The organism is Sulfuricurvum sp. PD_MW2 (assembly GCF_002633015.1).
Taxonomy (GTDB): Bacteria; Campylobacterota; Campylobacteria; order Campylobacterales; family Sulfurimonadaceae; genus Sulfuricurvum.
Genome location: NZ_NSIU01000001.1, coordinates 289232 through 312778, shown reverse-complemented (window position 1 = coordinate 312778; position 23547 = coordinate 289232). Strand labels below are relative to the sequence as shown.

Genomic DNA, 23547 nt, shown 5'->3' with positions numbered 1-23547 from the left:
ATTACACCGCCAAACTATCGATTTGTGCGCCTTCTGGCAATTTCACATAGAACTTTTTAAAGTCGTTTTGTTTACCAGCAAGACCACGGAAACGTTTTACTTTTCCGTCTTGGTTTAGTGAGTTAACGCGAGCCGGAACGATTCCGAAATACTCTCTAAACACCTCTTTAAGAGCGTTTTTTGTCATACGTGGAGACGTTTGAACAACAATAACACCCTCTTCTTGAAGACCAAGAGTCTTCTCTGTATACAGGATTGATTTGATATCAGTAATATCTGCCATCTTAGCTCTCTTTAGTCAGATTTTCCCATACCGCTTTTTCGATTACAACCGAGCGGTATGTCGCAGCCAAAAAGGCGTTGAGTTCATTCTCTTCAACAATGTACGTTTTAGAGATGTTACGGAATGCCAAATACGTTTTTTCGTCAAGGATTTTTTTGACGAGCAATGCATCACGTACGTTCAAGTTATCAAACAATACTTTTGCATCTTTTGTTTTTCCGCTTGGAACTTCGATCGTATCAACGATGAATAGTTTCCCTGCTTGAGCCAAAGCATCCAACGCACATTTAAGCGCCAATTTCTTTTGCTTTTTATTGATTTTTTGATCGTAGTTACGACCAGTATTTGGACCGTGTACAACAGCTCCGCCTACCCATACAGGTGAACGACGTGAACCGGCACGCGCTCCACCTTTACCTTTTTGTGCCCATGGTTTTTTACCACCACCGCGCATTTCACTGCGTGTTTTAGCTGACGCAGTATCTGCACGAAGACCTGCTTGATACGATTTAACGTACAAGTAGAGGTTATGCGGGTTGATACCACTAAAGCTCTCCGGCAATGCTGCTTCTGAGGCTTTTTCGAATTTTTCGTTCAGTACAATCGCGCTCATTATTTAACAACCTTTACTCGACCTAATGCACCGTTTGCTCCTGGGATTGAACCCACAACAACCAATACACCGTTTTCTGCGTCAAATGACATAACTTCGTTTTTAACGGTTACTTGCTCGTTACCGTATTGTCCTGACATTTTACGCCCTTTTTGGACTTTACCCGGCCATTCACGGTTACCGATAGAACCACTTGTACGGTGGAAACGGTGACCATGTGCACCAGGACCCCCAGCGAAGTTCCAACGTTTCATAACACCGGTAAAACCGCGACCTTTTGTATTGAAAGATGACTTAACCGTTTGTGCATTTGCCAAAGGAGCCATATCCAAATCACCAGCTTCGGTATTTGATACTTCCAATGTTGCAAATTTGTTGAATTCAGCAGAAAGATTATATTTCTTTTGTTGACCTTCAACCGGTTTATTCATCGATTTACCTTCGCTGTATGCTACAAGAGCAACACCGTCGTTTACTTCACAAACTTTCGCTTCTTTTACTTTTAAAAGAGTTACTACTTTGCTTGTAGCACCGATTGTTCGGCTCATGCCGATTTTTTCTACAATGTATTCCACACCCTACTCCTTACTTGTCCATAGAGCGAACTTCTACGTCCACTTCCGGAGCCAAGTCAAGCTTCATCAACGAATCAACTGTATCTGGCGTAGCCGACACGATGTCGATCAAACGTGCGTGCATGCGGATCTCAAATTGCTCACGTGAGTCTTTATTGACGTGCGGAGATTTAAGAACCGTATACTTACGAATCTTGGTTGGCAAAGGGATCGGTCCGCGGATTTCCGCACCCGTTCGCTTTACAGCTTCAACAATAGAGGCAACTGAACGATCAAGAACACGATGATCGTATGCTCTAAGTTTCAAACGAATTTTTTCCATAATTTTTCCTTAGATAAAAGAACTCGTCAGTCGAACTGACTATATAAGGCGGCGAAATTATACCGACATCGTCTCTTTGGGTCAAGGATTTTAGGGGTAAAAAACGGTTACTAGCTAAAATTTACTTCCTTTTAAAAAGGAAATTACATTTTTAGGATATGATTATCAGCATGAATACTTTATTAGATGAATACTACCGATACGATTTACATAATGCCGGGTTTATAGAACGTAAGTTTACAATTGATGAAGAACATACTCTGATTTACGGAATATCTCAATCAGGAAAAAGTGCTTTGCTCAAAAACTATCTCCTGTCCCGCAAAAAATCGACCTACCTTTATCTCGATTGTCGCGATATGCGTCTGAACATCGATGAACTCAATGCAACGTTAGCGCCGTTTTGCCGAGAAAATAAGATCTCGATCCTTGCACTGGACAACTATCATGATTCCATACAGCTTTTTGAGATCGATCAAATTCTTCTTACTTCCGAAACGCCGCTTGAACTTCCGTTTCAAACACTTCAGCTCCCATTGCTTGATTATGAAGAGTTTCTCGCTTTTGAGAGCAAATTCGATTCTACTGCTCTAAACCATTTTTTTCAATTAGGTGGATTTCCTGCAATGCATCGTATCCCAAGTGAAGAGAGAGCCCTTTACATTCAAAACACACTCAAACGCGTATTAGAACCGATCGAATTCTCCATTCTTACTCAAGCTTCAAAAATGGTGACGCAAAAAGTCTCTGCATTCAATCTGTACGAACGGCTCAAAAATGAGCGAAAAATTTCAAAAGATAAACTCTATTTGCATCTGCAATCTATGTATGAAAGAGGTTACATTAAAAGTCTTTCAAAGTACAACCACCCCAATGCGGTCAAAAAGCTCTATCTATGTGACATTGCGATCAAACATGCCCTTATAGTTCAGAAGCATTTCGGACGCCTCTTTGAAAATCTTGTCTTTTTAGAATTGGATAAACACCAAATCGAATGTTATTACGATGAAGGGATCGATTTTTATCTACCGCAGCGGCAGCAAATTATCATTGCTTCACCGTTTGCGAATGAACACGCGCTTTTCAAAAAAGTAGAGTCTTTAGAAGCATTTATCGTATCGAATCGTGTTTTAGAAGTTATTGTCGTAACGATGAATCTGGAAAGTACCCTCTCTCATCCGGTTTCACGGATTGAGATGATTCCGTTTGAGAGATGGGCATTGAGTGATGATTAAAAACGATATCCTATTCCGATAAACGGGCCTTGGATTTTCAAAGTCGAATAGATGTCGTTTTCATCCAGTTTGAGTGATTCATAGCGGTATCCGGCAACCGCTTCTAAGGCGGCAAACACTTTCCAAGATGCTTTGATACGAATATCGCTGATCGAATTACCGCTATAACCGACATATTTTAAATCCGCATCAAGCCGAATAGGAAGAACTGGAAGTTTTACCCCTGCCGCAACATATCCCATCGGTATAAGAACGTTAAAGCTTTGATTAACGGCTCCCGAGACATTGCCTTGAACATATTTGCCGCTTACCCCAAGATCCAAATCAACAACATTATCTAAAAGTTCATAATATAACGTCGTATCGGTTTGAGAAAATTTAACCGTATTCGTCCCTGCACCACTGATATTGTCACCTACAAATGATGTTTCAGGAGTAAAATCGACTCGTATATTAGGAAGCATCGGAATCGGATGTTCCAAATATAGACCTAATTGATAACTGCTTTCGTTTGTTCCGTTAAAACGGGTTGATGTTGTCACTCCATTATCCGTATAACGGAAATCTCCTTTTGCCTCCGGAGAATAATAATCTGCTTCAACTCCAAAACCAAGAAGTGTCGATGCTGATGCAACAACGCTTCCCGCACACAGCGCAAGTAATACTTTTTTCATAATGATCCTTTTTGATTCTATGCTAATATGCCATTATACAAAAGAAAAAGGTGGATTAATATGGTTTTATGTGGAATTGACGAAGCTGGACGAGGTCCTTTAGCTGGATCGCTAATGATTGCCGGTGTCATTTTGCATAAACCGATTAAGGGCCTAAACGATTCCAAAAAACTCTCAGAAAAAAAACGGGAAGAACTGTTCGATATTATTTGTGAAAATGCTTCTTATCATATTGCCCACTTCAGTGCAAAGCAAATCGATGATTTGGGATTATCTGAATGTCTTGCAACAGGCTTACGGGAAATCATCCACGCACTCGGTGATGCTGATTATCTCTACGATGGTAATTCAAAATTTGGTGTAAGTCAAATTCGCACTATGGTAAAAGCCGACGCGACAGTTCCTGAAGTAAGCGCCGCTTCCATTTTGGCAAAAGTGACTAGAGATCGTGAAATGATCATGTTTTCTTCTCAATATCCCCAATACGGCTTTGCCAAGAATAAAGGATATGGCAGTGATGCGCATATCCAAGCAATACGCCAATACGGCTATAGCGAAATCCATCGTAAAAGTTTTAAATTAAAAGCACTCCAACCTTCGTTATTTTAGAATCAGACAGCTATAATCCATCAAAAAGGGGATATTATGGTTTCGATCACTCACATAGAAACAGCACTTGCTGCGGTGGATGCAGAAGTCAAAGCATTGATCTACAATCAATCACTTTCCCAGAATGAAAAAGATGAAAAGATGTTGCCGTTATTACGAGAAAGTAAGGTTTTAAAGCAAGCGCATGAAGATTTATGTTATTTGAGAGACAATCCGCCAAGCAGCCAAAGCGGCTGCAAAGCAGGACGCTATCGGAAAGAGTAAATCTTCCCGAACTATTATTAAAACTTAGTGGCTAAGTTCTACTTCAATACGGCGATTTTCTGCACGCCCTTCTTTTGTTTTATTGGTAGCAACCGGTTGTGATTCACCTTTGCCTGATGCGCTCAAACGTGATGCGTCAACACCGCCTTTAATCAACATATCTTTGACAATCTCAGCACGTTTTTCTGAAAGTTTTTGATTATACGTATCCGATGCGGTACTGTCCGTATGTCCAACAATGCTTGCTTTGTATGCAGGGCTCTCTTTTAAGAAAGCTCCGAAAGCGGCAACTTTTGCATTTCCTGCAGCATCCACTTTATTTGAGTTGGTTGCGAAATTAAGATGCAATGTTGCTTTAACCGGACATCCATCAGCATCAACTTTGAAACCAGCTGGAGTTGCAGGGCATTTATCTTGCGGATCAAAGACACCATCTTTGTCGCTGTCAGTCGGAGCTGCTGCTTTTACAACTTGAGGAGCCGGAGCCGGGACTACTACCGGTTTTGGTTCTGGTTTCGCCTCAGGAGCAACAACTGCTGCAACTACAGGAGCGGCAACTGCTGCCACCACCGGTGCTGCTGCTTTTTGATCAAAACTAAATGTTAGTCCTGCCAATGCTGCTATATTGTGTACTTCGCCATTGCTTCCATCCACACCGTTATTGTTCATTTTATACATATAAAGAGCTTCTAACTTCAATGCGATTTGTTTCGTAATTTCAGTTTTTAATCCGACTCCCGCATCTACCAATAATCCGTCAAAATCACTTGGATGCGTATTGGTATACCACTCATACCCGAAACCGGCTTTTGCAAACGGAGTTAATGTACTATCGACCGGCATTTCATACACACCGTTCAACATCGTTGTTAGTACACCCGTTTTTCCGCTTTGGCCTGCAACTTTGTCACGCCCGTATAGCACAGAGATTTCCGGCTTAACGGTGTTACAAACGTTATTTATTTGTACTTCCGCACCATACACTGCGTGATTTTGGACGCCGCCCATCGCACCGCCGTTGTTTACATTGGTTTCATTGGAAGTACTGTTCCAAAGATATCCTATTACTGGTGATACTTCGTAGTTATAATCACTTGCTCCCAGTAATGTTGCTGCAAGCAAGCTAGAAAATACCAATTTTTTCATTGTAAATCTCCTTTGGACAATATTTAAGATTGTTAATTATAGCATAAGAGAGAGATATAGATTTTGCTAAAAAGTAGTTAATTGTTTTTTTTAATTATTTCGAATTGTTTTTGCATAGAGTTCAGCATAGAATAAATCTCTTGATTTAGCTGTTCTTCCGCCGCGTCAATTTTGTCTAAATGTACCTGTTTTAGCGCTTCTAATTTTTGAAGAGTATTTTGAAACAATTGCTCATCATCTGTTAACAAAACAATCTCTTCTTTAGGGGCCCATTTACGCTTAACCGTATCATTCACGCGAAACTCAAAGATGATATTTTGTGAATTTTGTGAGCTTATATACCGCGGAACAGTATACGCAACATAGTGCTTTTTAGGATCGCCGTGGTGTTTTTGAATTACATAGTACATCTAATAAGTATAACATAAATTGAATTTTATCGCTATTTTGTGATACAGTATGGAAATTATGAGGAGCACCTATGGAATATCAATACGAATTAGCCATTATTGGAGCAGGTCCTGCTGGCATTGCAACAGCAATTGAAAGTTATGCGGTAGGTTTACGCAATATTATTCTCCTCGAGAAAGATGACAACCACAATGCAACGATACGTAAATTTTACAAAGATAATAAACGTGTTGATAAAGATTGGAAAGGACAAAAGGTTGAGTTAGATGGAACCATCTATTTTGTCGACGGCACGAAGGAATCGACACTCGATTTTTTTGATCAGCTCTTAGATCATGACTCTTTAGAGCTTCGTACCCATACCGAAGTCCAAAAAATTGTCAAAAATGAAACAGGATTTGAGGTCTTTATTGCCGGAGGCTCCATTCATGCCAAATATGTTGTCGTTACGATCGGACGCATGGGAAAACCCAATAAGCCTGATTACAAGATACCCCCATCCATTAAAAATCAGATCCATTATACCCTCGATGGATGTGGTTCAGGAGAGAAAATCATGGTCGTCGGCGGAGGTGATTCCGCAATTGAGTATGCCGTTGAACTCTGCACTAAAAACGAAGTCTCTATCTGTTACCGACGCGGGACGTTTCGACGTGCCAATCCAACCAACCAAGCCGATATCGAAAGAGTCGTGCAAAATGGCTCGGTGAGAGCACTGCTCAATACTGAAATTACCGAATTGGAAAGTGAAAGCGGAAAAGTAAAAGTACTCTTTAATGATGGAACTTCTGAGTTATACGATAGGATTGTTTATGCTATCGGAGGGACCACACCAAGCGGATTTTTATCAAGCAGCAATATCCGTGAAGAAGACGGAAAACCGGTACATGATGAAAATTACCAAACTAACATTAAAGGGCTCTTTGTTGCAGGAGATATCACTCAAGAGTCCGGCGGCTCTATCGCATTAGGGCTAAATCACGGCTTTGCCATCGCCAACTACATCAAATCGATCTAAATCAATCTTTTAGGATCGGTTCGCTTTGATGGCTTAATTCTCCATCCGAAGAGAAAATGGTTAGTTTTATTGTTGTGTGCAGATATTCTGACGTAACGATCGGGTCAAAGTTTTCATCTAAAAATGCTGCCGCTTTCGCATTGTAAATGATATCTTCGAGAAGCGATTTATTCGCATTCAATGTTTTTGCATCGCCTCGGACTTTATTCCCTAAAAATAAAGTGATTTGTGTTGCCATAGGCTCTGACAAAAGGGGGTACTGTTCAAGCAGTTCTTGGCGGTTGATCGTATTTTGCCCCTGTAGTACCTCTTCAATAGATGCACGGGCAATGGTTAATAAAACAGATTGAGACATATTTATTAACCTCCTCCAACAATCTATATTACGTTATTATAACTTACTTATCCTCAGGTGTTAAGGCAATTTCAAATCCAAGTTCTTGCAACATCATCAAATCGGCATGCGCTTCACGACCGGCTGTAGTGAGATAGTTTCCGATCACGATGCTATTCGCACCCGCTTCAAAAATTTCATGCTGGCGTTCTTTAAAGGTAATTTCTCTTCCTCCAGCGATCATGATCCGATCCGCTTGATCGATGATGCGACGTGCAAGGGTAATGAGTTCCAACGATTCGTCGATCGACAAAGGATTGGGCTGCAACGGCAATGCCGGATTATGATGATAAAAATTGAGCGGAACAGAAACTGGATTCAATTCATTCAAAGAGTGTAACATGCTGATGCGATCTTCATGTGTTTCACCCATCCCGAATATCCCGCCGCTGATTAGCTTTAGTCCCGATCGATTGACATTTTCACACGTCTCAAAGCGTTCTTCCCACGGATGCGTCGTACAAATTTTTGGATAAAACTCCCGACTCGTTTCGAGATTGTGATTATAGGCACTCACACCCGCACGTTTGAGTTCACCCAATTGTTCCAGTGATGCTGTTCCATTACACGCAATAAGGCGAAGACGGGGTACTTCACGTTTCAGAGTCGAGGCAACATTGCAGACGAATTCAAGCGTTTTATCATCGAGCCCTTTTTGTGCTGTAACAAGACAAAATCCCAACGCACCCAATGCTTCAAGGCGACGTGCTTCTTCTAAAATTTGCTCCATCGGCTTTTGTTTATAGCGCTCTATATCGGCTTTGTATTTAACGCTTTGGGAGCAGAATTTGCAGTCTTCGTTACATGTGCCGCTGTTGATGTTACAAATTGAGCAAAGAAATATTTTTTTGGACATATTAGGATCTTTCAAAAGTGTAGTGACGTTCATCGAAGCTATCGCTTCCTACGGCACGGGAATAATGGGTAACGATCAAAGAGGTATCGGTAATCTCCAGCATCGCACATGATGAAAAAGGCTCATCCCTCGCACACGCTTCTCCCGGATTAAGAAAAAGGGTGCGGTTTTTAAAATCACACTCAAAGACATGGGTATGCCCGAAAATGACCACTTCGGTATCCCCATTCATATAAAACGGCAGATGCATGAGCTTAAAACTTACTCCGCCAAGTTTAAAATAATGCGGTTCTTGCACAAGATTATACTGTGTGTGATACTGAACCAATCCGGCATCATTATTGCCATAAACAGCGACATACCGTAGAGCGCTATTTTTAAGTTGCATCAACATTTCGGGTTTCACAATATCACCCGCGTGGATCAAAAACTCAGCACCCTGAGCTTTGAGATGATCAATAATACGTTGTGATCGTCCCTCTTTTTTATGCGTATCGGAGAGCAACCCGATTTTCACGCATTTTCCTCTCTTGGGGTACGGTCTTTACATTTGACACACTCGTACACCTCTTTATTACGGTACGTTCTCGGAGCCAATGCTCCTCCGCACCCTTCTACCTGACATTTTTTGGTTGAAGGTTCAAATTTTGAGATAAATTTACATTTCGGATAATGTTCGCATCCCCAAAATGCTCCTCGACGTGATTGACGCCACAATAGTTTTCCGCCGCAATCGGGACACGGTACTTCGGAGAATTTGGTCTCTTGGTTAAGTGTTTTGGTATTTTTACATTTCGGATAACCGCTGCATGCCAAAAATTTTCCGTTTCGTCCGTTTTTAACGACCATTGGGCTACCGCACTTTTCACATACCTCATCGGTCACTTCATCAGGTGCTGCAGCTGTATTTTCATTTTGGTTCTCTTCGGTTTGTTCGGTATATTTACATTTTGGAAAACCGCTGCATGCGATAAACTCTCCAAAACGTCCGGAACGAAGCAATAATTCACTCCCACACTGAGGACAATTGCGTCCAAGCGGTTTTGCCATTTTAAGACTCACGATATTCGTTTTTCCCGCCTCAATTTTTTCAATGAACGGATAGTAAAAATCGAGCAAAATTTTGTGCCATGATTTTCCGCTCTCGCTGATCTCATCAAGGGTTTCTTCCATCGCTGCGGTAAATCCTGCATCAACGATTTCGTTGAAATGGTTCTCCAACATCTCGGTCACGGTAAACGCGATTTCTGTCGGAGCAATGGCACGCTTATCGATCTCGATGTAATTACGCGCCTGCAGTGTACTGATCGTCGGTGCATAGGTTGATGGACGACCGATCCCTTCAGATTCGAGTTTTTTAATCAAACTCGCTTCAGAATAGCGCGATGGCGGCTCCGTAAAATGCTGTTCCGGGACAATGGACTGTATGTCAATCGCATCTCCCGTCGTAAGCGTTGGGAGCAATTTGTCTTTGTCATCACTCCCGGCCACACGATAAAATCCGTCAAACAAGAGTTTACGCCCAGTTGCACGGAACTGCGCATTGGAGGATTCAAAGGTAATACTTTGCTGCTCAAACCGTGCATCGTTCATCTGACACGCCAAAAAGCGATTATAAATGAGGCGGTAAAGTTTAATCTCATCGGGTTTGAGATACGTTGCCGCTACTTCGGGAGTAAAAGCAAGCATCGTCGGACGAATCGCTTCGTGCGCTTCTTGGGCTCCTTTGGACTTTTTTGTATACACTTTCGGCTGTGCAGGGAGATACTCTTTACCGTAACGATTTACAATCAGCTCACGCGCCGCTTCAACCGCTTCCGCTGCAAGATTGAGTGAATCGGTACGCATATAGGTAATAACACCCGATGTACCTTCTGGTGTTTTAACCCCCTCATACAATGCTTGGGCAATCATCATCGTCTTTTTGGGAGAAAACCCGAGCGAAGAAGAAGCACTTTGTTGCAGGGTAGAGGTCATAAACGGCGGAGGAGTAGAGCTTTTACGCTCTTTCGTCTCAATCTCACCGACCTTGAAACTTTCTTTTTTCAGTGCCTCAACAATCTTTGTTGCTTGATCACCGGTTTTGATTGTTAGTTTATCGATTTTCTCATTCTCAAAACTGACCAATGTTGCTTCGATATCTTTTTTAAAGAGGGTATCTATCGTCCAGTATTCCTCAGGGACAAATGCACGGATCTCCCGCTCACGATCTACCACAATTTTGAGGGTTGAGGATTGAACACGACCTGCGGAGAGTCCTTTTTGAATTTTATTCGCCAATAATGGAGAGAGTTTATATCCGACAATACGATCCAACAAGCGGCGTGCTTGCTGAGCATCCACACGGTCCATATCGATCGTACGCGGTGTTTCAAGCGCATGAATGATCGCATTTTTAGTAATTTCGTGAAAGACGATACGCGGTAATTTTTCCGGATCTTTATTGATGGCATGAGCGATGTGCCATCCGATCGCTTCCCCTTCACGGTCTTCGTCGGTCGCGATAAAGATTTCATCGCTTTTTTTGGCCAATTCTTGAATTTGTTTAACGGTAGCAGTACTGTCTTCACTGATTCGATATTCAGCAACGATTTTTTCGTTATCGATTTTAATACCGAAACGATTTTTAGGAAGATCACGAATATGCCCTTTGGAAGCAATAACTTCATAATCTTTGGTAAGGAAGTTTTTAATAGTCTTGGCTTTAGCCGGTGACTCGACAATAATGAGTTTCAAAAGAGTGAATCCTATATATTATGGATGAATTTTGAAAGTGTAACAAAAAAAATTCAAAATCGAGCCATATAAAAAAGAGTGTTACCCTCTCCAAGCTCTTACTTTCCATGTATCCACATGCACAAAACTCGAATAGATACCTATACCGGAACCTCCGCATAAACGAAGTAATCGTGCCAAATAATCTTCGGGTATACCTTCAATTTTGATATCTGCAGCTTTTCCATACAAGTGCATTGAATTAAATGCCGCCCCTTCCGTCATCGCATTAGTATGTTCCGTTCGGTAACCTGACGTCAATATAATGGGACGCTTAATTTGATTATTAGAGAGCCATTGCTGAGCTTGTGAGAGGACAATGAACAAATTTGGATCCATTTGCACGGCAACTCCTGCACGGACATCTGCAAAAATACGACACAAATCAGTATAACCGTTTTCTTCTAGTTTCCCGTTTCGCATAAAAGGGATAGTGTACTCATTTCCATTACGAATGAGATGCAAACTTTGATTATTAAATTTATTGGATGCATAAAGAGTTCCCGAAACACTAAGAGCTAGTGCACTTTTAAAAAAAGTTCTCCGACTCGGATCAATAAGTACATCATTCTGTTCTGTTTTTTGCATTTTTACTAATTGAACTCGTTTTTAAAAATTCTAATCATTAACAATTGTGTAAGCAATTTATAGTCCATTTTTACTCTAAAATAGAAGTTTAAACAATGGAACACTTATTGCTTTTAAACACAAAATTATCTCTATGAAAGTGTCGGTATGAACTATTTTTGGTCATTTCTTTTCCTTACACTTTCGCTAAATGCGGCCTACAACCCGTTTTTTCGCGAAAGTGTAAAACCGAAGAAAACTCCGGTTGCAACGTCAGAAGTACGTCCTATGCCTCTTCCTCCGTTGCTCGCACCACCTATTGTACCGACCGAAAAACCGGCAACTTTTGACCTGTCAAAGTTGGTATACAACTGTTATTTAGAGACAGAAAAAGGGAAATTTATCCTTCTCAAAATTGGTGATAACAAAGTCGTTCTCAAAGAAGGAGACCCTTTTTATGCCAATAATAAAAAATATTTCATCCGAAATATCACCAGCAACTACATCACGGTAGATGATTCCGGACGAATACAAACAATCTATTTTACGACAGGAGGTCAATAATGCGCTCTTTATTTCTCGCTGCCGTACTTTTGGGACTGACCGGATGCAGTGTCGCAACCAAAAAAGAGACACTGACTCCTGAAATGCATCTCAAAGAATTAGACAAAAATATTACACAAATACAAAAAAATGAACCTTCTGTGCAAGTGGTCGAAGTGAATGCCGATAATTTCCACATTGAACCGCAAGCGATACCTGATAAAGAGATTATTAAACGGGCCAAAATCATGGGAGCTGAATTACGTGATGTCATTGCTCTGCTCACTGAAGCTACCAATGAAAATATCGTTTTTCAGCTTCAATCCGAGGCGATGACAACCAAAAATCAGATTCTAACGACTCAAGGGGGCACCACGAACCCTTATGCAGGGAAAAATGAATATCTTCTCTCGGAAAGTAAAATAAACCTTTCTGCTTCCAATATCTCCTTTGGAAAAGTGCTTCAAAAAACCGTAGGTGATAAAATCGGAGTCCAATACAACGATGGAACCTTTTATTTGGGTAATACCAGAACTACTACCGTTAAGATTCCTCCGATCAGCGGTCTTGCAAATATCCTAAAAACCAGCCTTGATTCTATGGGAGCCACCAACGTCAGTTATGACACGATAACCTCGTCGGTTAGTTTTTCTGCACGCGAAAAAGAGTACAACGATATTATGAAATATCTTGAAATACTCCGTAACAATCTCTACGTTATTGAATACGAAATTTCTATTTATGATGTCGAACTCAAAGACAATTATGCCTTGGGAATCGACTGGAGTTTAGTTCCTACTCTAGCGAAGAACGGTTTGAATTTTGTTGCTTCCGCTTCAGGAAGCTTAGGTTCTGCCGGTGCATCTGCTCTTCCTCTGACATTCGGGATGATCATGAAAAATGATACCTATAACGGTCAAGCACTCGTCAATGCGTTGGAAAATTTTGGAAAAGTCGAAAGTGTTCAACGACCGAAACTCTTAGGCCTAGCCGGAACAAATGTAAAACTGACTGACGGAATTGAAGCACCATACATCAGTGGAATTCAAAATACAGCTGTAGGAAACGGCACATCTCAAGTCTCTACGACCAGTGCGACAGCACTGAGCGGATTAGAAATCAATCTTAACTCCAATATGCTCGATGGAACCGTCATTACCGATATCGGTCTTAAAATCAATGATATCGTCGGTTACACCTCATTTGAAGTGAATGGCAATAAATTTTCTCAACCTCAAACCGTCACCAAGGCAATCAACAACACCATGCGGGTTCAACCGGGTGTTCCGATTGTCATTTCAGGGCTTTTCCGCAATAAAAGCGATAAAGGATGGAGCGGGTTACCTGGTCTTGGAGATAGCGCGGCCGGTGTTGTAGGCGGTGCACGCCATACATCCAGTACAAAAAGCGAGATGGTAATCGTGGTTACCCCTCGTGTTATCAAGTACGTAATGAGATAAGCAATGGCAATTTTTACAGCTGGTTCTCTTGATTTTAACAGTGATATGAACACTATCCGTATGCAGGTATATTCACATGCACGCAGAGATCTCGATTCATCCGCTGTTAAAGTCTCACTCAGAAAGCATCCGGAGGGGATTAATTACATTGCATTTTTGCCAAAAGAGAAAATCGTCTATGAAAACATCCTTTCGCTTGCCGGAAAAAATCAAGGCAGAAGCGTCATCGTTTTCGAACTTGACTATAAAAACGTAGGAGTATTGCTGGAAGATCAAAAAATTATTGACTACATTTTGGATAAACCGGAAGAATTTGCACAAGAAAGAGGATTTTCAATTCTTTATGCGGATAACGCAAAAGGAGAAAAACTTGTTTCCCTCAATCTAGATAAGGAACGCAAAGATACCTGGGTCGGAAGTTTTGTATTGGTCTCAACCGTTGTGCTTACTGTCGGTATTTTCTACGCCGGATACAGTTATCTCAACGCAACTGAAATCAATCTAAGCAATAGGGACGTACTTGTAAAAGAGTATAAACAATTGGTGACTAAAAATTGCCAAACATCATTTGCCATGACCAAGAAAGTGGATATTGTCCATGAACTTGAAAAAATTGAGGAAATGACACAATCTACGGAGTCCACCCTTCAGCAGATCAGCTATCAAAACGATAGCTTATGTGCTGAGGTGGTGACACCAAACCTCAACGCTTTTGTCAGGTTGTTACCACCGGAAGCGAATATCATAAAGGAAGACGTTGCTCAGGGCATCGTTCAATATTGTAATGAAAAGATATAGTCTTGCGGCTCTTTTTATTGTTGTTTTAATAGCAATTTTAGTCGCAACCTACTTCTATTTCCTCAATATTGTCTACGAGGACAAAACGGTAGCCGAAGAGGTGAAAACCTTTAGTGCTTTAAAAACTGCCGTTGAGCAACCAGTTGCTGTGTATGCAGAAGGCGATGTTCTGCGTACTAAAAATGATCAATACAAAGAACTTCTCCAAGAATTTGGGATGGAAGCGGACGTAAAGATCGACCAACAAAAATTAATTATCCAAGGAGGCATTCATGACACCTATTCATACGTACTATTGAAACGGCTTCTGGATGTTGTCAAAAATGATGACGTAGAATTAGTCAGCAGCTGCATCGGACAAGGATGCACAACGGATGAATTTGGTTTTTCAATCATCGTTCATCCATATGTATTAAAGATTCCAAATTAAAAAACCGATCTAGTGGGCAAAGATCCCCCGATCAAAAAAAAGGATAACCAATGAAACAGTACACAGGAATGAGAAAAGGTATCTCTTTAGTGGAGATGACAATTGCGATCGTTTTGTTTGCAGCACTTGCTGCTATCGGACTTAAATATACTAAAGTGTATTTGAATACAGACTTGCAAGCGAAAAAAGCGCGTGTTGCTGCTGCGACAGATCAAGCAAGCCAATTGGTACAAGCGTATCAAATTTATAAAACAGAAATGGGTGTTGAACCGACTTCAATCAACGATTTCAACGGTTCATCATCTATTTTGACAACATGGCCTACAAAAATTAAAGAGATGTCAACAACAGGTTGGGAACTTAATACCTCTACAGGTCTTCCGGGAACAGGTGTAGCATTCCAAATGAAATTGGATAAAAACGTATCAACAACAGATAAAATTGATGCTGTACATTGTGCGATTTTCAACCGTGAGTTCAACACAACTCAAGACTTGAACGTATCTAATTCATTCCAATTCGGAACAGCAGCTGCGAAAAAAGCAACTCAAGGGAATATGTTCTGTTACGGTCAAGCATCTGCAAACAATCCAACAATCATGATTGTTGTACCATAATTGCTTGATTTAATCGCGCTCTTTTTATAATTCTACTGAATCCTTTCCTTCCCCTCGAAAGAGGGGTTTTGGGAGGTTCAATTTTCTTCTTTATCCTAAAATACTTTCAATCTCTCTTCAATCATTAAAGTTTTTTTTTCTATCGCCGATTTAATGGTCTATAACGTGTTATAAAAGGAGTTTGACATGTCGAATCGCTACAATGGAAAGAGAAAAGGGATCTCTTTGGTTGAAATGACTATTGCCGTTATTTTATTCGGTGTTCTTTCAACTATTGCGATGCTTTACTATAAAAGTCTTTTTAATATTGACTTAACCGCTAAAAAAGCCAGAGTTGCCGCATTGATGGACCAAGCGTATCAACTCTCAGGTGCATACGATGTTTTCGTTGCTCAACAAGGGGTTGCCCCAACAGTTGCAAACTTAAGTGAGTTTAATGCAACAAATGTAATGATTCTCCGCTCTCTTCCAAGAGATATCCGTGAAATGACGACAACTGGATGGGAACTTAATACTTCTGCGGTTAATGGACGACCTGCATTTCAATTTCCAATTGATCTGAACGGTACCGGCGGCTGGGATGTCGTCTCAGATGATGATTTTTATTGTGCTATTTTCAATCATGAAATCAATAAAAGCGTTGAGTTAAACGTTACTAACGACATGAACTTTGGAAGTGTCACGACACAACATACACGTTATGGAGATACATTTTGTTACTCTCAACAAGTCGGTGCACACTATAAACATTGGATCATGATTGTTAAATAAGCTCACCATGCGACATAGAGCTTTTACTCTTGTTGAAATTGCTCTCACCATTTTTTTGGTGGGGGTATTAGGTGCTATCGGTTATTATTATTTTAATTTGACAACACTTAACGCACTTCGCTATAAAAGTACCATTGAATCACAAATCAATCTGATTGAATCAATGACATTTCAATGCAAAAGCCTCTCAGAGCAGTTCCCAAAAGAGCTGAACAGCGGAACACAAGCATCCAATACCCTTTTAAGCGATTTAGAATGCAATACTTCCACCCCTTATTCTTTTAATGGAGGGAGAAACGGTTTCGTTCCGCTCCCCCCAAGCGGGTTTTCATCGTATCGGGCAACAGAATCAGGAACTGCTTTTTACATCGTAACCACTGCAGACAACAATTCAACCCAAGACAAAGCGCTCAAAAAGCTGATTGTCAACTACACATCCCAACAAGCGACATTGGATCATAACGCCACGTCAGCACTCTTCAAATTTTATCTCTCACGCTGAACATTGACTTTTTGTGTTATAATTAAACCAAAAAGTACCTAATGAATATCAAAAAGATACTAACGCCAAAGCAGCTAGAAGTATGCCAAAAAGAGCAGTATTACTATCAGCAAATCGGCATTAAAAAACATCTTTTAGATATTGCCCTTTCTCACCATTTCATCCAAAAAAAAGAGAGTACAAAAACCTATAACCTCGAGCTTATGAAAGAGTTTGAGATGGTGATCGCCGAAGAGCGCGATGATGTTCTTAAAATCCTTCGCAAAGAGCTCTTAGGAGAGAAACGCCTCGCTGAACTAAGCGCTCGGGTTCAAAAAAGGGTTGAGCAAAAAAACATCCCTGTCCGTGAATTTCAACAAAAATATTTAGCCTTTTTACGTGTTGATCCAGAGAGTATTGAGCGAAAAATCAAACAGTTCAATGCCATGGATTACGAAGAAGATGAAGTTATCGACATCTTTGAAATGCTTCTCGAGTATGGAATACAACGTTCTGCCAGCGATATTCATATCAATGCATACGAATCATTTTACTGGCTCCGTTATCGGATCGATGGAAAAATCATTGCCCGTTATTTGCTCAATCATGAACTTGCAGGGCGTTTTGCTCTAATCATCAAAGAACGCTGTAATATTGACATGATTAATGTTTTTGCTCCGCAAGGGGGGAGTTTTTCTCGTGATTACGAGGGCAGAACCATCGACTTTCGTATCGAAATCGCCCCTTCTCAATACGGAGAAAATATCGTTTTACGTATTTTGGACAAAGCCAGTAATATCAAATCTCTTAACTCTCTTTTTCCAAAAAACCATCCGATGTCTGAACATGTACATCATTTTGTAAACCAATCCAGCGGTTTTTTTCTCGTAGTAGGACCTACCGGAAGCGGTAAAACCACTACTCTCAATGCAATTTTAAATCAACGTGACCGACTGCACGAAATTATTTATACAATCGAAGACCCTATTGAGTATAAAATTGATTTCGTTACCCAATATCAGATTAATGAGGCAAGTGGATTCACCTTTGCCGAAGGGATGAAATCGATCATGCGTCAAGACCCGGATGTTATCGTCATCGGGGAGATGCGGGATCGTGAATCCATTCTTACAGGGCTCAAAGCCGCACACAGTGGACACATGGTTTTCTCCACACTTCACACACCAAACAGTTTTATGGCAATGGAACGTATTCGTGATGAGGGAGGGGATCTATTTATCCTTGCCTATTCCCTCAGTGGGGTTATTGCTCAACGGCTTGTACCGAAACTCTGTACCTGCAAACAGCCATGCAATGTCGAAGATGGAAAAACGTTTTTTGGAACCGAAAACTATGGGTATGAAAAAGTGGGGTGTATTCGCTGTAACTTCACAGGATATAGCGGTCGTGCACTATTAATGGATATGGTTTTTATTCCCGGTGATATGAAAGTACGTTACCAATTCTATCTTGCTCTGAAAAATAGTACTGTTTTTAAAGCATGGGAGCATTTCATCACTTTTAGCTATTTTCAATCAGCAGCGTATTTGTTTGAATCAGGATTATGTGATTATGAAACCTTATCACACGAATTGCTCTCTTTAGGGTATGTTCATGAAAGCTGATATTCTTACTCTATTAAAAACACTCCAATTATCCCTTGAAAATGGAAAAAGTTTAACAAATGCACTCTCGTTGCTTCAAAAAACCTCTAAAAATAAAGCTGATGCGTCTGCATACGCCAATATTACCCGCTCAATCCAAGAAGGTGCCTCTTTTTCCAAATCTTTAGAGAAATATCTTGCTCCTCCGCCCGATATTATCCAATTTGTTGCTATGGCTGAAAAAGGGGGATCATTTGTCAAAACACTCAAATCAGTCGTTCGCTATTTAGAAGTTAAAAATAAATTCCACCAAGAATCAAACGATAAAATTGCACTCCCGATGATCTATTTTATCTTGACAACCATTATTATCATTTTCGTCCGATTTTTTGCAGTTCCATTTCATATCGAAGAAGCTAAAACCTATGATCCAAACGTTTTTATCATTATTGCAGAGCACTTGGATAGAGCCCTTTTCCTCAGTAATATTTTATTTGGAGCATTGCTCATTTTTGCTCTTTATTTTTTTATGGTGATGTTTGCCCTTTTTAACTATACGGGAATTCTCCAGGGCATTGCCAAAAGAGCCGCATCGATGCTTCCCATGTCATCTAACATTATCGAATACTTTGAAAAATTCATTTTACTCAGTTTGCTCAGTGCGATGTTAAAAAATGGTGTATCCCTTAAAACCTCACTTCAAACCGCTGCCAACAGTACTCTTGTCCCTCGTATTCAAAAGCAATTTCAAGGGATACTGACACAAGTCAGCCGTGGAGAGAAAAACTTTTGGGCTATCCCTTTTTTTGAAGATATTGAACAACATCTTCTTTCAGGAGCCGGTACAGTCACACAATTAGGCGATATTTTAGAACAATTTGCCGATCGTGCACGTCTCAATGCACTCACTATGGCAACTAAATTCTTTCGCATTATTACCATTTTAGCGATTCTCTTACTTGCATTTGCCGTATTTGTTGAGTTCTTTACGATTGTCTTGACACAGGTATTGATACAACAAGAAATTATCAATCAGGCAGGAAAAGCATAATGCGAAAAGGGATGATGCTCGTTGAAGTAATGATCTCTATCATTATGGCCGGAATTTTAGCAGCTGTTTTGGCAACAATGGGATACTATACTATTATTCAGGGGAATACGCTAAAACAGCAAAATAGTAAAACAATGCTGGAAGTTATCCGGAGCCGTTTGTTAAATCAAGCTTCAAATCCTGATAACGATGCCTATTTTGAATTACTGAAAGAAGCCGCTGACAATACTGTTCCTGTCTCAATAGGTCTTGGAAAAGATGCATGGGGCCGTAATATTTTCTACAGTACTTTTGATTTCGGAATGCACAACACCAATGCAACGTATGCTGATAATAATTCAACTTCCATTTCACCCAATTCAAACGTCTTGGGCCGTCTTATCAGTAAAGGTGAAGACGGAGTATTACAAACCCTCTCAACCGATGCAACAGCGCAGGGAGATGATATTCTACTTGAAATCGGTATCGGAGAAACCAACCATTTAAAGCTTTACAATGGATCAGAAGTCGCAACACAAACACGTGGATATAATAGTGCAATTATCTCTTCGAGCGCACCTTCATCCCCTTTAAACGGAACTTTGTGGTATTGTGATACAAATGCCACTTTAAATATGTACAATGCCTCAACCTCACAATGGACTCAAATTTCTCCCTAATCATTAAAGATTTCAATTCTGCGGCCGATATAGTCTTTATCAGCAGGGATGCTGAATCAACTTAGGGGCGAAATGCTCTTGCGATAAAAGGATTTATCATGGGTTTTAAAATTAACACTAACGTAGCGGCAATGAATGCGCATACAGCATCATTAAGCAACAATAGAAGTTTGGACAATTCATTGGCTAAACTCAGTTCTGGTCTTCGTATTAATACGGCGGCAGATGATGCTTCAGGTATGGCGATTGCCGACTCTCTTCGTGCACAATCAAGTTCATTGGGTCAAGCCGTTTCCAATGCAAACGATGCAATCGGTATCGTTCAAATCGCTGACAAAGCGATGGATGAGCAGCTTAAAATTCTTGAAACCATCAAGGTAAAAGCAACTCAAGCAGCTCAAGACGGTCAAAGTGCTGATTCTCGTAAAGCGTTGCAAGCCGATATTTCTCGCCTTATCCAAGGTTTGGACAATATTGCCAACACAACCAACTATAATGGTCAAAACCTCCTTTCAGGTTCATTTACAAATAAACAATTCCAAGTCGGTGCATACTCAAACCAAACCATCGATGCAAGCATCGGTGCTACTCAAAGTACTAAAATCGGGAATGTGAGTTACTATACCGGTCTTAGTATGTCAACTGCCGGTACATCAACATTGACATTCAGTGCAAACGGTAAAAGTATTGCCCTCCAAGCAGTTGCAATCGACTACAGTGCAGGAAGCGGTATCGGTAAACTTGCTGATGTTATCAACAATGCATCCGATCAAACCGGTGTACGTGCTTCATATGTAGTTGAAACTGTAATGTCAGGAAATATCGCAGCTAATACCGATATCTCAGGTCTTACGATCAACGGTGTTAACTTAGGTAACTTCAGCCAAATCGCACAAAACGATAAAGAGGGTGTATTGGTCAATGCGATCAATGCCGTCAAAGAACAAACCGGTGTTACCGCTACGATTGATACTCAAGGTCAACTTCACTTGAAATCAAATGACGGCCGCGGTATACATGTATCAGCTGGAACCGGTTCCGTTACAGGATTCGTTGAAGGCGGAAACTACGGTAAATTGACCCTTTCTCGTTTGGATGCACGTGCAATCGTTGTTTCTAGTGCTGCAAATGATGGTGCGGGGCTCTCATCCGGAGGAAATCGTGCAAATATGAACCTTGCGTCAACATTGTTCGGTACTGGTTCAACAGTTGCCGTAGCAATCGGTGGTTGGGCATACTCTGCAGCCGGTACCAGTACAGCCGCTATCTCAGGAATGGGTGCGGGTGTAACAACACTTAAAGGGGCAATGGCAGTTATGAACATCGCTGAGTCAGCTCAAAAATTGCTTGACTCTATCCGTTCAGACCTCGGTTCGGTTCAAAATCAATTGACCGCAACCGTTAATAATATCTCTGTTACTCAAGTAAACGTGAAAGCTGCTGAATCTAACATCCGTGATGTTGACTTCGCCGCTGAATCAGCTACATTTGCTAAGTATAATATTCTTGCTCAATCGGGTTCATACGCGATGAGCCAAGCGAATGCTGTTCAACAAAACGTGCTTCGTTTGCTACAATAGTAGCAATCTCAACTAGCAGCCTTTTGGCTGCTTGATACTCTTTTCTAAGATCATCCTCTATCCTCGTGTTTATTTACCCATTCAACTTTTTTCTAAAGTATCCGATATACATTCTAACAGCAAGGACGCTGAATCAACTTAAGGGCGAAATGCTCTTGCGATAAAAGGATTTATCATGGGTTTTAAAATTAACACTAACGTAGCGGCAATGAATGCGCATACAGCATCATTAAGCAACAATAGAAGTTTGGACAATTCATTGGCTAAACTCAGTTCTGGTCTTCGTATTAATACGGCGGCAGATGATGCTTCAGGTATGGCGATTGCCGACTCTCTTCGTGCACAATCAAGTTCATTGGGTCAAGCCGTTTCCAATGCAAACGATGCAATCGGTATCGTTCAAATCGCTGACAAAGCGATGGATGAGCAGCTTAAAATTCTTGAAACCATCAAGGTAAAAGCAACTCAAGCAGCTCAAGACGGTCAAAGTGCTGATTCTCGTAAAGCGTTGCAAGCCGATATTTCTCGCCTTATCCAAGGTTTGGACAATATTGCCAACACAACCAACTATAATGGTCAAAACCTCCTTTCAGGTTCATTTACAAATAAACAATTCCAAGTCGGTGCATACTCAAACCAAACCATCGATGCAAGCATCGGTGCTACTCAAAGTACTAAAATCGGAAATGTCAACTATTTTACCGGTGCCAGTATGTCAACTGCCGGTACATCAACATTGACATTCAGTGCAAACGGTAAAAGCATCACGCTTCAAGCAGTTGCAATCGACTACAGTGCAGGAAGCGGTATCGGCAAACTTGCTGATGTTATCAACAATGCATCCGATCAAACCGGTGTACGTGCATCGTTCGTCGTTGAAACCGTAATGTCTGGTAACATTACCGCAGGTGCAGACATCTCATCTCTCAACATTAATGGTGTTACAATCGGAAATTTCAGCGGTTTGGCACAAAACGATAAAGAGGGTGTATTGGTCAATGCGATCAATGCCGTCAAAGAACAAACCGGTGTTACCGCTACGATTGATACTCAAGGTCAAATCCACTTGAAATCAAATGACGGCCGCGGTATCGTTGTCTCCGCAAACGGTGGGGTTACAGGATTCTCAGATAACAGTAACTTTGGCCACTTAACTCTCTCTCGTTTGGATGCACGTGCAATCGTTGTCTCCGGAGCTGCAACCGATGCTTCCGGTATTTCCACAGCAACCCGCGTCAATTTGAATCTTGCGTCAACATTATTCGGTACTGGTTCTACAGCTGCCGTAGCAATCGGTGGTTGGGCATACTCTGCAGCCGGTACCAGTACAGCCGCTATCTCAGGAATGGGTGCGGGTGTAACAACACTTAAAGGGGCAATGGCAGTTATGAACATCGCTGAGTCAGCTCAAAAATTGCTTGACTCTATCCGTTCAGACCTCGGTTCGGTTCAAAATCAATTGACCGCAACCGTTAATAATATCTCTGTTACTCAAGTAAACGTGAAAGCTGCTGAATCTAACATCCGTGATGTTGACTTCGCCGCTGAATCAGCTACATTTGCTAAGTATAATATTCTTGCTCAATCGGGTTCATACGCGATGAGCCAAGCGAATGCTGTTCAACAAAACGTGCTTCGTTTGCTACAATAGTAGCAATCTCAACTAGCAGCCTTTTGGCTGCTTGATACTCTTTTCTAAGATCATCCTCTATCCTCGTGTTTATTTACCCATTCAACTTTTTTCTAAAGTATCCGATATACATTCTAACAGCAAGGACGCTGAATCAACTTAAGGGCGAAATGCTCTTGCG

General features: G+C 41.0%; 28 protein-coding genes. 16 read left to right on the top strand and 12 right to left on the bottom strand.

The window, feature by feature from the left end; all coding sequences use genetic code 11:
• Nucleotide 1 precedes the first annotated feature (1 nt).
• Genes CJD30_RS01650 through rpsJ form a run of 4 tightly spaced genes read right to left on the bottom strand, consistent with a single transcriptional unit; the run spans nucleotide 2 to nucleotide 1793 of the window.
• The gene (locus tag CJD30_RS01650; protein WP_013459056.1) at nucleotides 2-283 is read right to left on the bottom strand and encodes a 50S ribosomal protein L23; all 282 of its coding nucleotides are present in this window, start codon (nucleotides 281-283) and stop codon (nucleotides 2-4) included.
• Nucleotide 284: 1 nt separating this feature from the next.
• Nucleotides 285-899 (bottom strand): 50S ribosomal protein L4, encoded by a 615-nt coding sequence (rplD, locus tag CJD30_RS01645; protein ID WP_294915740.1) that lies wholly within the window; start codon nucleotides 897-899, stop codon nucleotides 285-287.
• Nucleotides 896-1471: a 50S ribosomal protein L3 gene (gene rplC / locus CJD30_RS01640; protein WP_294915649.1), complete on the bottom strand. Its 576-nt coding sequence runs from the start codon at nucleotides 1469-1471 to the stop codon at nucleotides 896-898. Before rplC ends, rplD begins: the two co-directional genes overlap by 4 nt.
• Before the next feature lie 10 nt (nucleotides 1472-1481).
• Nucleotides 1482-1793 (bottom strand): 30S ribosomal protein S10, encoded by a 312-nt coding sequence (rpsJ, locus tag CJD30_RS01635; protein ID WP_013459053.1) that lies wholly within the window; start codon nucleotides 1791-1793, stop codon nucleotides 1482-1484.
• A gap of 170 nt (nucleotides 1794-1963) precedes the next feature.
• On the opposite strand from rpsJ, the gene CJD30_RS01630 reads away from it, so the two are divergent.
• A complete protein-coding gene (locus CJD30_RS01630; protein WP_294915647.1) occupies nucleotides 1964-3028 on the top strand; it encodes an ATP-binding protein in 1065 nt (354 codons plus the stop codon).
• Here the strand turns inward: CJD30_RS01630 and CJD30_RS01625 are convergent.
• Nucleotides 3025-3702 (bottom strand): TIGR04219 family outer membrane beta-barrel protein, encoded by a 678-nt coding sequence (locus CJD30_RS01625; protein WP_294915645.1) that lies wholly within the window; start codon nucleotides 3700-3702, stop codon nucleotides 3025-3027. The two genes, CJD30_RS01630 and CJD30_RS01625, sit on opposite strands and share 4 nt — an antisense overlap.
• A gap of 60 nt (nucleotides 3703-3762) precedes the next feature.
• Here CJD30_RS01625 and CJD30_RS01620 point away from each other — a divergent pair, with 60 nt between their 5' ends.
• Both CJD30_RS01620 and CJD30_RS01615 read left to right on the top strand, forming a co-directional pair.
• Nucleotides 3763-4311 (top strand): ribonuclease HII, encoded by a 549-nt coding sequence (locus tag CJD30_RS01620; protein ID WP_294915643.1) that lies wholly within the window; start codon nucleotides 3763-3765, stop codon nucleotides 4309-4311.
• A gap of 36 nt (nucleotides 4312-4347) precedes the next feature.
• Nucleotides 4348-4575, top strand: coding sequence for a hypothetical protein (locus CJD30_RS01615; RefSeq protein WP_294915641.1), 228 nt, complete (start codon nucleotides 4348-4350; stop codon nucleotides 4573-4575).
• A gap of 24 nt (nucleotides 4576-4599) precedes the next feature.
• On the opposite strand, the gene CJD30_RS01610 is transcribed toward CJD30_RS01615, so the two are convergent.
• Together CJD30_RS01610 and CJD30_RS01605 are read right to left on the bottom strand one after the other, a co-directional pair.
• A complete protein-coding gene (locus CJD30_RS01610; RefSeq protein ID WP_294915639.1) occupies nucleotides 4600-5721 on the bottom strand; it encodes an OmpA family protein in 1122 nt (373 codons plus the stop codon).
• Nucleotides 5722-5798: 77 nt separating this feature from the next.
• The gene (locus tag CJD30_RS01605) at nucleotides 5799-6131 is read right to left on the bottom strand and encodes a hypothetical protein (protein ID WP_294915637.1); all 333 of its coding nucleotides are present in this window, start codon (nucleotides 6129-6131) and stop codon (nucleotides 5799-5801) included.
• Between the two features lie 71 nt (nucleotides 6132-6202).
• On the opposite strand from CJD30_RS01605, the gene CJD30_RS01600 reads away from it, so the two are divergent.
• Nucleotides 6203-7150 carry an NAD(P)-binding domain-containing protein gene (locus tag CJD30_RS01600; RefSeq protein WP_294915635.1) on the top strand — a complete coding sequence of 316 codons (948 nt, stop codon included), beginning with the start codon at nucleotides 6203-6205 and terminating at the stop codon, nucleotides 7148-7150.
• 1 nt (nucleotide 7151) lies between these two features.
• Here the strand turns inward: CJD30_RS01600 and CJD30_RS01595 are convergent, their stop codons facing one another.
• The 5 genes from CJD30_RS01595 to CJD30_RS01575 form a co-directional block, all read right to left on the bottom strand.
• Nucleotides 7152-7505: an AMMECR1 domain-containing protein gene (locus CJD30_RS01595; RefSeq protein ID WP_294915632.1), complete on the bottom strand. Its 354-nt coding sequence runs from the start codon at nucleotides 7503-7505 to the stop codon at nucleotides 7152-7154.
• 43 nt (nucleotides 7506-7548) lie between these two features.
• On the bottom strand, nucleotides 7549-8400 hold the full coding sequence (locus CJD30_RS01590) for a biotin synthase (protein WP_294915630.1): 852 nt from the start codon (nucleotides 8398-8400) through the stop codon (nucleotides 7549-7551).
• 1 nt (nucleotide 8401) lies between these two features.
• The gene (locus tag CJD30_RS01585; RefSeq protein ID WP_294915628.1) at nucleotides 8402-8917 is read right to left on the bottom strand and encodes a metallophosphoesterase; all 516 of its coding nucleotides are present in this window, start codon (nucleotides 8915-8917) and stop codon (nucleotides 8402-8404) included.
• The gene (gene topA, locus CJD30_RS01580; protein ID WP_294915626.1) at nucleotides 8914-11136 is read right to left on the bottom strand and encodes a type I DNA topoisomerase; all 2223 of its coding nucleotides are present in this window, start codon (nucleotides 11134-11136) and stop codon (nucleotides 8914-8916) included. Before topA ends, CJD30_RS01585 begins: the two co-directional genes overlap by 4 nt.
• An 81-nt stretch (nucleotides 11137-11217) precedes the next feature.
• Nucleotides 11218-11763, bottom strand: a complete 546-nt coding sequence (locus CJD30_RS01575) for a DUF882 domain-containing protein (RefSeq protein ID WP_294915624.1) — start codon at nucleotides 11761-11763, stop codon at nucleotides 11218-11220.
• A gap of 147 nt (nucleotides 11764-11910) precedes the next feature.
• Here CJD30_RS01575 and CJD30_RS01570 point away from each other — a divergent pair, with 147 nt between their 5' ends.
• The 12 genes from CJD30_RS01570 (at nucleotide 11911) to CJD30_RS01515 (ending at nucleotide 23387) form a co-directional block, all read left to right on the top strand.
• Nucleotides 11911-12306, top strand: a complete 396-nt coding sequence (locus CJD30_RS01570) for a hypothetical protein (protein WP_294915623.1) — start codon at nucleotides 11911-11913, stop codon at nucleotides 12304-12306.
• The gene (locus tag CJD30_RS01565) at nucleotides 12306-13745 is read left to right on the top strand and encodes a hypothetical protein (protein WP_294915621.1); all 1440 of its coding nucleotides are present in this window, start codon (nucleotides 12306-12308) and stop codon (nucleotides 13743-13745) included. Before CJD30_RS01570 ends, CJD30_RS01565 begins: the two co-directional genes overlap by 1 nt.
• Nucleotides 13746-13748: 3 nt before the next feature.
• Nucleotides 13749-14543, top strand: coding sequence for a hypothetical protein (locus tag CJD30_RS01560; RefSeq protein ID WP_294915619.1), 795 nt, complete (start codon nucleotides 13749-13751; stop codon nucleotides 14541-14543).
• The gene (locus tag CJD30_RS01555) at nucleotides 14530-14973 is read left to right on the top strand and encodes a hypothetical protein (protein ID WP_294915617.1); all 444 of its coding nucleotides are present in this window, start codon (nucleotides 14530-14532) and stop codon (nucleotides 14971-14973) included. Before CJD30_RS01560 ends, CJD30_RS01555 begins: the two co-directional genes overlap by 14 nt.
• 50 nt (nucleotides 14974-15023) lie before the next feature.
• Complete coding sequence (locus tag CJD30_RS01550; RefSeq protein ID WP_294915615.1) at nucleotides 15024-15590, top strand: prepilin-type cleavage/methylation domain-containing protein; 567 nt, start codon at nucleotides 15024-15026, stop codon at nucleotides 15588-15590.
• Between the two features lie 186 nt (nucleotides 15591-15776).
• Nucleotides 15777-16361: a prepilin-type N-terminal cleavage/methylation domain-containing protein gene (locus CJD30_RS01545; RefSeq protein WP_294915613.1), complete on the top strand. Its 585-nt coding sequence runs from the start codon at nucleotides 15777-15779 to the stop codon at nucleotides 16359-16361.
• 7 nt (nucleotides 16362-16368) lie between these two features.
• Complete coding sequence (locus tag CJD30_RS01540; RefSeq protein WP_294915611.1) at nucleotides 16369-16863, top strand: type II secretion system protein; 495 nt, start codon at nucleotides 16369-16371, stop codon at nucleotides 16861-16863.
• A 41-nt stretch (nucleotides 16864-16904) separates the two neighbouring features.
• Complete coding sequence (locus tag CJD30_RS01535; RefSeq protein ID WP_294915609.1) at nucleotides 16905-18467, top strand: ATPase, T2SS/T4P/T4SS family; 1563 nt, start codon at nucleotides 16905-16907, stop codon at nucleotides 18465-18467.
• The gene (locus CJD30_RS01530) at nucleotides 18457-19497 is read left to right on the top strand and encodes a type II secretion system F family protein (RefSeq protein ID WP_294915606.1); all 1041 of its coding nucleotides are present in this window, start codon (nucleotides 18457-18459) and stop codon (nucleotides 19495-19497) included. The genes CJD30_RS01535 and CJD30_RS01530 overlap by 11 nt, the downstream gene beginning before the upstream one ends.
• Complete coding sequence (locus CJD30_RS01525) at nucleotides 19497-20156, top strand: type II secretion system protein (RefSeq protein WP_294915604.1); 660 nt, start codon at nucleotides 19497-19499, stop codon at nucleotides 20154-20156. The genes CJD30_RS01530 and CJD30_RS01525 overlap by 1 nt, the downstream gene beginning before the upstream one ends.
• A 98-nt stretch (nucleotides 20157-20254) precedes the next feature.
• Nucleotides 20255-21736, top strand: a complete 1482-nt coding sequence (locus CJD30_RS01520) for a flagellin B (RefSeq protein ID WP_294915602.1) — start codon at nucleotides 20255-20257, stop codon at nucleotides 21734-21736.
• 175 nt (nucleotides 21737-21911) lie between these two features.
• Nucleotides 21912-23387 carry a flagellin B gene (locus tag CJD30_RS01515; RefSeq protein WP_294915600.1) on the top strand — a complete coding sequence of 492 codons (1476 nt, stop codon included), beginning with the start codon at nucleotides 21912-21914 and terminating at the stop codon, nucleotides 23385-23387.
• Nucleotides 23388-23547: the final 160 nt, after the last annotated feature.

What these genes read in the sequence shown, in the direction of transcription:
- CJD30_RS01530 (WP_294915606.1), top strand. Translation starts at nt 18,457, where the DNA reads ATGAAAGCTGATATTCTTACTCTATTAAAAACACTCCAATTATCCCTT.
- CJD30_RS01520 (WP_294915602.1), top strand. Translation starts at nt 20,255, where the DNA reads ATGGGTTTTAAAATTAACACTAACGTAGCGGCAATGAATGCGCATACA.
- CJD30_RS01625 (WP_294915645.1), bottom strand. Translation starts at nt 3,702, where the DNA reads ATGAAAAAAGTATTACTTGCGCTGTGTGCGGGAAGCGTTGTTGCATCA.
- CJD30_RS01605 (WP_294915637.1), bottom strand. Translation starts at nt 6,131, where the DNA reads ATGTACTATGTAATTCAAAAACACCACGGCGATCCTAAAAAGCACTAT.
- CJD30_RS01545 (WP_294915613.1), top strand. Translation starts at nt 15,777, where the DNA reads ATGTCGAATCGCTACAATGGAAAGAGAAAAGGGATCTCTTTGGTTGAA.
- CJD30_RS01630 (WP_294915647.1), top strand. Translation starts at nt 1,964, where the DNA reads ATGAATACTTTATTAGATGAATACTACCGATACGATTTACATAATGCC.
- CJD30_RS01570 (WP_294915623.1), top strand. Translation starts at nt 11,911, where the DNA reads ATGAACTATTTTTGGTCATTTCTTTTCCTTACACTTTCGCTAAATGCG.
- CJD30_RS01590 (WP_294915630.1), bottom strand. Translation starts at nt 8,400, where the DNA reads ATGTCCAAAAAAATATTTCTTTGCTCAATTTGTAACATCAACAGCGGC.
- CJD30_RS01600 (WP_294915635.1), top strand. Translation starts at nt 6,203, where the DNA reads ATGGAATATCAATACGAATTAGCCATTATTGGAGCAGGTCCTGCTGGC.
- CJD30_RS01650 (WP_013459056.1), bottom strand. Translation starts at nt 283, where the DNA reads ATGGCAGATATTACTGATATCAAATCAATCCTGTATACAGAGAAGACT.
- CJD30_RS01550 (WP_294915615.1), top strand. Translation starts at nt 15,024, where the DNA reads ATGAAACAGTACACAGGAATGAGAAAAGGTATCTCTTTAGTGGAGATG.
- rpsJ (WP_013459053.1), bottom strand. Translation starts at nt 1,793, where the DNA reads ATGGAAAAAATTCGTTTGAAACTTAGAGCATACGATCATCGTGTTCTT.
- CJD30_RS01540 (WP_294915611.1), top strand. Translation starts at nt 16,369, where the DNA reads ATGCGACATAGAGCTTTTACTCTTGTTGAAATTGCTCTCACCATTTTT.
- CJD30_RS01565 (WP_294915621.1), top strand. Translation starts at nt 12,306, where the DNA reads ATGCGCTCTTTATTTCTCGCTGCCGTACTTTTGGGACTGACCGGATGC.
- CJD30_RS01615 (WP_294915641.1), top strand. Translation starts at nt 4,348, where the DNA reads ATGGTTTCGATCACTCACATAGAAACAGCACTTGCTGCGGTGGATGCA.
- CJD30_RS01595 (WP_294915632.1), bottom strand. Translation starts at nt 7,505, where the DNA reads ATGTCTCAATCTGTTTTATTAACCATTGCCCGTGCATCTATTGAAGAG.
- CJD30_RS01535 (WP_294915609.1), top strand. Translation starts at nt 16,905, where the DNA reads ATGAATATCAAAAAGATACTAACGCCAAAGCAGCTAGAAGTATGCCAA.
- CJD30_RS01575 (WP_294915624.1), bottom strand. Translation starts at nt 11,763, where the DNA reads ATGCAAAAAACAGAACAGAATGATGTACTTATTGATCCGAGTCGGAGA.
- CJD30_RS01525 (WP_294915604.1), top strand. Translation starts at nt 19,497, where the DNA reads ATGCGAAAAGGGATGATGCTCGTTGAAGTAATGATCTCTATCATTATG.
- CJD30_RS01560 (WP_294915619.1), top strand. Translation starts at nt 13,749, where the DNA reads ATGGCAATTTTTACAGCTGGTTCTCTTGATTTTAACAGTGATATGAAC.
- CJD30_RS01620 (WP_294915643.1), top strand. Translation starts at nt 3,763, where the DNA reads ATGGTTTTATGTGGAATTGACGAAGCTGGACGAGGTCCTTTAGCTGGA.
- CJD30_RS01515 (WP_294915600.1), top strand. Translation starts at nt 21,912, where the DNA reads ATGGGTTTTAAAATTAACACTAACGTAGCGGCAATGAATGCGCATACA.
- CJD30_RS01555 (WP_294915617.1), top strand. Translation starts at nt 14,530, where the DNA reads ATGAAAAGATATAGTCTTGCGGCTCTTTTTATTGTTGTTTTAATAGCA.
- CJD30_RS01610 (WP_294915639.1), bottom strand. Translation starts at nt 5,721, where the DNA reads ATGAAAAAATTGGTATTTTCTAGCTTGCTTGCAGCAACATTACTGGGA.